This is a genomic window from Frankia sp. AgKG'84/4 (assembly GCF_023242965.2).
Classification (GTDB): Bacteria; Actinomycetota; Actinomycetes; order Frankiales; family Frankiaceae; genus Frankia.
Map to the genome: position 1 here is coordinate 1 of NZ_JALKFU020000251.1, position 7,352 is coordinate 7,352.

Below are 7,352 nucleotides of genomic sequence, written 5' to 3' on the forward strand. Positions count from 1 at the left end.
ACCTCGCGCACGGCGCCGCCGCCGGCCAGGTACGGCCTCGCCGCGTCCAGCCAGTCGGCGGCGCCGACGAGCACCCCGGCGCCGAACGGCGCGTAGAGCTTGTGCCCGGAGAAGGCGAGGTAGTCGATCCCGATCGCGGCCATCTCGACCCGGCGGTGCGGCGCGAGCTGCGCGGCATCGACGAAGATCCGCGCGCCGGCGGCATGCGCCAGCCGGGCGAGGCGGGCCAGCGGCGGGGCCTCGCCGGTGACGTTCGAGGCCCCGGTCACCGCGAGCAGCGCCGCCGGGGCGGCCCGCAACTCGGCCTCCAGCGCGACCAGGCTCTGCGCCAGCGTCGGGCGGGTGGCGACGCAGCGCGCTCCGCGCCCGCGCCACGGCAGCAGGTTCGCGTGGTGCTCCAGATCGAACAGCACCACGTCACCTGCGCCCGCGGGCAGCGCGCCGGCCAGCAGGTTCACGGCGTCGGTGGTGTTGCGGGTGAACAGAACCAGGTCGTCGTCGCGGGCACCGACGAACCGGGCGACATCCGCCCTGGCACCCTCGTACAGCGACGTGCAGACCTGGGAGGCGAACCCCGCCCCGCGGTGCACGCTCGCGGAGTAGGGCAGCACCCGCTCGATGTGCTCGGCGACGGCGGACAGGCAGGGCGCACTCGCCGCGTAGTCGAGGTTGGCGTACTCCACCCGGCCGCCGCCGACGAGCGGCACGTGCAGGCCGGCGCCCCGCACCGCCAGCAGCGCTGCGTCCGGCTGCGCGTCGCCTGGCACGGCGTGCTCGTCCGGCTGCGCGGGCACCTCCGGGCGGCGGGCGGATTCGGGCATGACAGAAACGATCGAGGTCAACGTCGCTCCCCTTGGACCCATGACGGGTCGGCACTTGCCGCTGGCGGGTTGCCGCGGCCCTGTCATCACCCGGGGCACCCCAGTGCGGACGCAGGGTTGCCGGCCAGCAAGCCGGGGCTGAACGCTGGCGCTCAAGACGTGACAGGGACTCTAGCAAAACCCGCTTATCCGCGTCGGGCAGATCGACATTCAAGCGCCTGACCTGGGGCGACTACGGCATCCGCGCGACGCCGCCAGCGATCCAGACCTTCTCGTGGCCTTCGGGCAACGGGCCGGTGGGACGCCAGGCCGGCACCAGCGTCACGCCGGGGTCGAGCAGGTCCAGGCCTTCGAAGAAGGCGCGGATCTGCGCCGTCGTGCGCAGGGTGAGGCTCGAGGAGGACTTCTGGTAGGTCGAGACGATCGAGGCGGCGCCGGCGGTGGCCGCGTCGGACACGGCGTGGGACAGCGTCAGGTAACTGCCGGACGGCAGGCCGTCGAGCAGGGTCCGCACCACGCCGTACGGATCCTCGTTGTCGGTGATGAAATGCAGGATCGCGACCAGGCAGAGCCCGACCGGGCGGGACAGATCGAGGGTCTCGCGCACCTCGTCGGACGCCAGTAGCGGCACCGGCTCGCGCAGGTCGGCCTGCAGATAGGCGGTGCGGCCCTCGGGGGTGCCGCCGAGTAACGCGCGGGCGTGGGTCAGAACCAGCGGGTCGTAGTCGGCGTAGACGATGCGGGCGGCCGGGTCGACCGCCTGGACGATCTCGTGCAGGTTCGGGCTGGTCGGGATGCCGGTGCCGACGTCGAGGAACTGCCGGACGCCCTGCTCGGTGGCCAGGTGGGCGACGGCCCGGTTCATGAACGCCCGGTTCTCCCGGGCCATCAACGGGGCCTCCGGAGCGGCGGCGATGACCTTTTCGGCCGCTTCCCGGTCCGCGCGGAAGTTCTCTTTTCCGCCGAGGTAGTAGTCGTACATCCGCGCGGAATGCGGAACATCGATGTCCAGGGCGGCCGGCACGAAGTCAGGGCGATCGGCGGTCATGGCGCTTCCGTTTCCCGAGTGGGCGGTCGGCGGTCGGCGGTCGGCGGAACAGGCGCGGCGGTGCGGTCACGCAGTGCGGAAACATCGCAACAGTAACGGTTTCGCCGCCCGCTCGACCGGGCGGTCCGGCGAAACCGCAGGGATCATCTCCGTGTTTCCACCACTCGGTCCGGCCGAAGCGATACAGGCGGCGGCAGGCTGCCAGGGCGGATCAGCCCGTGCCGCGGGGACCGACTCGAGGGCGCCGGCCCCGTCCGCGGGCCGCGCCGCCGGCGTCAGCTCTCGGCGCCGAGACCGCCGGCGACGACCAGCAGCAGGATCACGACGGCGGCGACCGCGGCCAGCCACGGCTGGCGCGAGCGCAGCCACGCCAGCCCCGCCGCCACGACCCCGGCGGCCGGGGTCGCGACCAGGACGGCCATGCCGAGCAGGATGACGGCGCTCGACCGGCCGTGGCGCAGCCCGCTGGCGAGGTCGGACAGGCGTACCGGTGCGGACCCGTCGAGCAGTCCACCACCCGGGCCGTGCACCCAGGCGGCACCGTCCTGGCCGATTCCGGTGGCCAGTCCGGCGATGACGAGGAGGATGCCGACCACACCGCCGATGCGGAGCACGAGGGCGACCGCCCGCGCGCCGACCTCCGGGGCCTCGCCCGCCGATGTGATGGTCATGGCGCCACCTGCCCTCTCTCGCGTCGCGTCCGTCTCTGGTCGTCCGTCGTTCACAAGGTGGCGTCGAGCGTGGTCAGGCCAGCCCGCGCAGCAGCATCTGAACGCTGATCACGAGGAGCACCACGAGGAACACCGTTCGCAGGGTCGTCGTCCGCACCCCGGCGAGCAGCCGGGAACCAAGGCGCGCACCAACGACCGTGCCGATCGCCACCGCGGCGGCCAGCGCGGGCACGACGTCACCGCGCTGCAGGTAGACGACGGCGCTGGCGGCGCCGGTCACCCCGATCATCAGATTGCTCGTCGCCGTCGACACCTTGATCGGCAGTCGCATCGCGAGGTCCATGGCCGGCACCTTCATCGCGCCGGAGCCGATGCCGAGCAGCCCGCTCACGGCACCCGCGGCGGTCATCATCGTCAGGCCGGTGGCGGTCCTGGTGACCCGGTAGGCGTGCTGGCGCGGACCGTCGGTGACGCTGCCGTGCAGGGTCAGCACGTCGGCGATCCGGTCGCCCGGCACCGCCAGCCCGGACCGTTCCTGCCGGTTGCGCAGCATCTGCGCCGCGCTGAACGCCAGCGCGGCGCCGAACACGACATACAGCGTGCGGGCACTGAGATGGCCGGCCAGCAGGGCGCCGCCGACGGCCCCGCTGACCGTGGCCACCTCGAGGGTGACCGCGACCCGCAGGTTCGCGAAACCCTGGTCGAGGTAGCGCGGCGAGGCCGCGGCGCTACCGGCGACGACGGAGATGACGGACGCACCGATCGCGAGGCGCACGTCGAGGCCGAACGCGAGGGTGAGAATCGGCACGATGAACGTGCCGCCGCCCAGGCCGAGCAGGCTGCCCAGAGCGCCCGAGGCGACGCAGACGAGGGCGATGACGACGATCTCCACCAACGGGCTCACGGTGCTCAGCGCCCCCTCATCGACCCCCGACAATTAGGTCTGTTACAGAGCCTATCTGGAGCAGAGGTATCGGTCCAGGGGAGCTGGATCGGCGGGGGCGAGATCGGCGGGGGCGAGATCGGCGGGGGAGCGCGGCGCGCCCGCCGTGGCGTCGTGGCGCCACGTCCGGGTGGTCCTGGGGGTTCGTGAGGTCAGCGGGCGAGGACGCGATCCAGAAACTCCACCACCGCGGCCATCCGTTCCGCCGCGGGGAACAGGCCGCCGTGGCCAGCGCCCGCAATGATCGTGAGTTCGACCGCCGGGGCTCCCGCGGCCCGCAGCGCCTCGGCGAGCTCCAGGGACTGACCGTGGGGCACGACACAGTCGGCGTCGCCGTGCTCGACGAGGAACGGCGGCAGCGTCGCCGCGTGACCGAGGTAGTGCAGCGGGCTCGCGGCCCGCACGAGCTGGGGTGCGGTGGCGACCGCGCGACCGAGGAAACGGGACTCCGGCGAGCCGGGGCGACCGTGGCGGGCGTCGGCGGCGGCGCAGCGCGTGTTCGAGCGGGCCTGCTCGTCCATGGAGCCGAAGTTCACCGGGGCGTAGAAGTCGACGACGGCCTGGACGGCGCTGGACACCCTCGGGCTGCCCAGGCGCGGGTCGTCGTACATCGCCACACCCGCCGTCGCGCCGAGCATGACCGCGAGGTAGCCGCCGGCCGACTGGCCGCTCGCCGCGATCCGGTCCGGGTCGAGGCCGTAGCTGTCCGCGTGCGCGCGCAGCCACCGCACGGCCGCCTTGACGTCCTGCACCGCGGCGGGGAAGCGGGCCTCGCCGGAGAGCCGGTAGTTCACGGCCGCGACGGCGTAGCCGGCGGCCAGCAGGGCAGCGACGACCGGGGCGTCCTCCCGCTTGTCGCCGAGGGCGAAGGCGCCGCCGTGGATCGTGAGCACCACCGGCAGCCGGCGCGCGCCGGCACCGGAACCCGACGGGGCCGTCGGCCGGTACAGGTCGAGACGCTGGGCGGCGGACAGCCGCGCGTAGGGCACGTCCCGCAGCTCCCAGCCTCCCGGCGGTGTCGCGGCGAGACCGCCGGAGAACGCGACGGCCTCGGGGTCGCCGGGCGCAGGGGGAGGTCGCCGGATGGCGCGGGTGGCGACGGTGACTCCGGCGGCCAGCGCGGCACAGGCCGCGGCGACGGCGATGGCGGCGTGCTGGCGGCGCTGCAGGGCGGGAATGACGGGATCCTCTCGCGCGGTGATCGATCGGCCGTGTCCCGTCGACCGTCCGGGGTCGACCATGCTGGTCCCGCCCATCATCCCCGGCCGAGGCGGTGTCCGCGGGCTGCCGCGGCGCCGCACGGGCCGGGGCGATGTGGGCGGGGACACGTCGTCGGCGGTGGCGCGATTTCCAGTACAGTACGGTACTGTTTCCATGAGTCAGGGACGCCCACGATCGTACGGGTGTCCGAAGGGGGGAGGAGGTTGTGAACATCCCCTGCGGCGCAGGCCGCGGTCGACCCCGGGACGATGCCCGGGAGCAGGCGATTCTCGACGCCGCGCTGCAGCTGCTCGTCGAGGTCGGCTATGAGCGGATGAGCATGGTCGCCGTGGCGAACCTGGCCCGCGCCAGCAAGGCGACGATCTACCGGCGATGGGCCAGCAAGGACGAGATGGTCATCGAGGCCCTGCGCCGGCGAGCGCCGATCGACAGCGCGCCCGCCGACACCGGATCCCTTCGTGACGATCTGCTGGCCCAGGTGCGGCTCATGATCAAGGCTGCGTCCGGGCCTGACGGAGCGCTGCTCGTCGGCGTGCTGCGGGCGGCGAGTGAGTCTCCTGAGCTCGCCGCGGTCATCCAGGACAACATGCGCCAGCACAAGGCGGAGATGTGCTGCTGCCTGCTGGAACGCGCGGCGAAGCGGGGGGAGCTGGCCGCATCCGCCGACCCGGGGCCGCTGGTCGAGGTCATCACGTCGATGATCTTCATGCGGTTACTCGTCACCGGCGAGGCGCTGGATGACGCGTTCGTGCATCACCTCGTCGATGAACTGGCGCTGCCCCTGATCGCTGGCCGCGCGGGTCTCCCGGCGGAAACCGTCTCCTGAACTGATAGCCTTCCGAACATACGATCGAATGCTCCGGGCCGCGGTGCGGAGCGCCGCACGGGACGCGCGGGCGGCCAGCGGGTCTGTCACCCCGCGCTGATCCGCCTCGTCCTGCCTTGTGTCCCGACGCTGGGGCCGTCGTCACCTCGTCGGTCCTGGTAGTCGAACGTCGTGGTGTCCGGTCCGACCGACACCAATCTTTCTGGCAAGGAGCCTCCCCGTGACCGAAACCGTCGACCGCCGGACCGTAGCCGATCCGGCGGGCGTGGCCGACGGAACGCCCGACCCCCGGCGATGGCTGGCGCTGTGCATCATCGCGGTCGCCCAGCTCATGGTCGTCCTCGACGCCTCGATCGTGAACATCGCGATTCCGCACGCCCAGTCCTCGCTGCACATCTCCACCGCCAACCGGCAGTGGATGGTGACCGCCTACACCCTCGCCTTCGGCGGTCTGCTGCTGCTCGGCGGCCGCATCGCCGACTACCTCGGCCGCAAGCGGGCCTTCATGTTGGGGCTGTTCGGGTTCGCCGTCGCCTCGGCCCTCGGTGGTGTCGCACCGAACGCGGGGCTGCTGTTCGCCGCTCGCGCGCTGCAGGGTGCGTTCGCGGCGGTGCTCGCCCCGGCCGCGCTCTCGCTGATCACGGTCACGTTCACCGAGAGCAAGGAGCGGGCCAGGGCGTTCGGCGTCTACGGCGCCATCTCGGGTGGCGGCGCGGCGATCGGCCTGATCGTCGGTGGCATCCTCACCGAGTACGCCTCCTGGCGCTGGTGCCTGCTGGTGAACGTGCCGATCGCGCTGGTCACCGCCATCGCCGCGGCCCCGGTGGTCCGGGAGAGCAAGGCGTCGGGTGAAGCCCGCTACGACCTGCCCGGGGCACTGACCGTCACGGCCGGGCTCGTCGCCCTCGTCTACGGGTTCACCGTGGCCGCCGAGGACGGCTGGAGTGACCCGCGCACCCTCGGCCTGCTCGTCGGTTCGGTGGTGCTGCTTGTCCTGTTCGTCGTCATCGAAGCGCGCTCGAGCGCCCCGCTGCTGCCGCTGCGGGTGGCGCTGGAGCGCAACCGGGGTGGGTCGTTCCTCGCCTGCCTGCTCACCGGCGCCGGTCTGTTCTCGATGTTCCTCTTCCTCACCTACTACTTCCAGCAGACCCTGGGCTACAGCGCGCTGAAGTCCGGGTTCGCGTTCCTCCCGTTCAGTGGCGGCATTATCGTCTCGGCCGGCCTGGCCAGCCAGTTGCTGCCGCGGGTCGGCCCGCGGATACTCGCCGGCAGCGGCGGGCTGCTCGCCGCACTCGGCATGGCGCTACTGGTGGGCATCGGGCTCGACTCCAGCTTCGTCGCCCACGTCCTGCCGTCGGAGCTGCTCATCAGCTTCGGCATGGGTCTGTCATTCGTGCCGCTGTCGAGCGTGGCGCTCGTCGGCGTCGGCGCGCACGACGCCGGGGTCGCCAGCGCGCTGGTCAACACCACCCAGCAGGTCGGCGGCGCGCTCGGGACGGCGCTGCTCAACACGGTCTACGCGACCGCGGTCACCGGTTACCTCGTCGATCACCATGGCCCGCGGGCCGTCGCCCAGTCCCAGATCGAGGGCTACACCACTGCCTTCATCTGGGGTGCGGTCTTCATCGCCCTCTCGGCGATCGTGGTGTTCGTCCTCGTGACCGCCGGCCGGGACACGACGTCGAACACCGAGGCCGTGCCGGCACACGCGGGTTGACCGGGTCCGGGCCCGCCCGGTGGGCGGGGCGGCCCCCCCCCGCGGGTTACATGTGGGGGGCCCCCCATGCCCCGCGGCGTATCCGGCATAACAAACTCAGAAACA

At 72.5% G+C, this 7,352-nt stretch carries 7 protein-coding genes and 1 riboswitch; of the genes, 2 read left to right on the forward strand and 5 right to left on the reverse strand.

The features are described from left to right. The 5 genes from MXD58_RS15875 to MXD58_RS15895 all read right to left on the reverse strand — a co-directional run. Window positions 1-821, reverse strand: an 821-nt coding sequence (locus tag MXD58_RS15875; RefSeq protein WP_250609463.1) for an aminotransferase class V-fold PLP-dependent enzyme, incomplete at its 3' end; no start/stop codon positions are given. A gap of 46 nt (window positions 822-867) precedes the next feature. Then, window positions 868-981: riboswitch (SAM riboswitch) on the reverse strand. Window positions 982-1,053: 72 nt separating this feature from the next. Further along, the gene (locus MXD58_RS15880; protein ID WP_248841168.1) at window positions 1,054-1,869 is read right to left on the reverse strand and encodes an SAM-dependent methyltransferase; all 816 of its coding nucleotides are present in this window, start codon (window positions 1,867-1,869) and stop codon (window positions 1,054-1,056) included. Window positions 1,870-2,144: 275 nt separating this feature from the next. Then, window positions 2,145-2,540, reverse strand: coding sequence for a DUF1634 domain-containing protein (locus MXD58_RS15885; protein ID WP_248841169.1), 396 nt, complete (start codon window positions 2,538-2,540; stop codon window positions 2,145-2,147). A 73-nt stretch (window positions 2,541-2,613) separates the two neighbouring features. Continuing rightward, window positions 2,614-3,444 carry a sulfite exporter TauE/SafE family protein gene (locus MXD58_RS15890; RefSeq protein WP_248841170.1) on the reverse strand — a complete coding sequence of 277 codons (831 nt, stop codon included), beginning with the start codon at window positions 3,442-3,444 and terminating at the stop codon, window positions 2,614-2,616. Window positions 3,445-3,635: 191 nt separating this feature from the next. Beyond that, entirely contained in the window at window positions 3,636-4,724 is a 1,089-nt protein-coding gene (locus MXD58_RS15895) for an alpha/beta hydrolase (protein WP_248841171.1), read from the reverse strand. A gap of 185 nt (window positions 4,725-4,909) precedes the next feature. On the opposite strand from MXD58_RS15895, the gene MXD58_RS15900 reads away from it, so the two are divergent. Both MXD58_RS15900 and MXD58_RS15905 read left to right on the forward strand, forming a co-directional pair. Then, entirely contained in the window at window positions 4,910-5,530 is a 621-nt protein-coding gene (locus tag MXD58_RS15900; protein WP_248841172.1) for a TetR/AcrR family transcriptional regulator, read from the forward strand. A gap of 220 nt (window positions 5,531-5,750) precedes the next feature. Then, the gene (locus MXD58_RS15905) at window positions 5,751-7,247 is read left to right on the forward strand and encodes an MFS transporter (protein ID WP_374616186.1); all 1,497 of its coding nucleotides are present in this window, start codon (window positions 5,751-5,753) and stop codon (window positions 7,245-7,247) included. Window positions 7,248-7,352 lie beyond the last annotated feature (105 nt).

Excerpts from the sequence above, each read along its gene's own strand:
- MXD58_RS15895 (WP_248841171.1), bottom strand. The coding sequence starts at position 4,724 with ATGGTCGACCCCGGACGGTCGACGGGACACGGCCGATCGATCACCGCG.
- MXD58_RS15880 (WP_248841168.1), bottom strand. The coding sequence starts at position 1,869 with ATGACCGCCGATCGCCCTGACTTCGTGCCGGCCGCCCTGGACATCGAT.
- MXD58_RS15885 (WP_248841169.1), bottom strand. The coding sequence starts at position 2,540 with ATGACCATCACATCGGCGGGCGAGGCCCCGGAGGTCGGCGCGCGGGCG.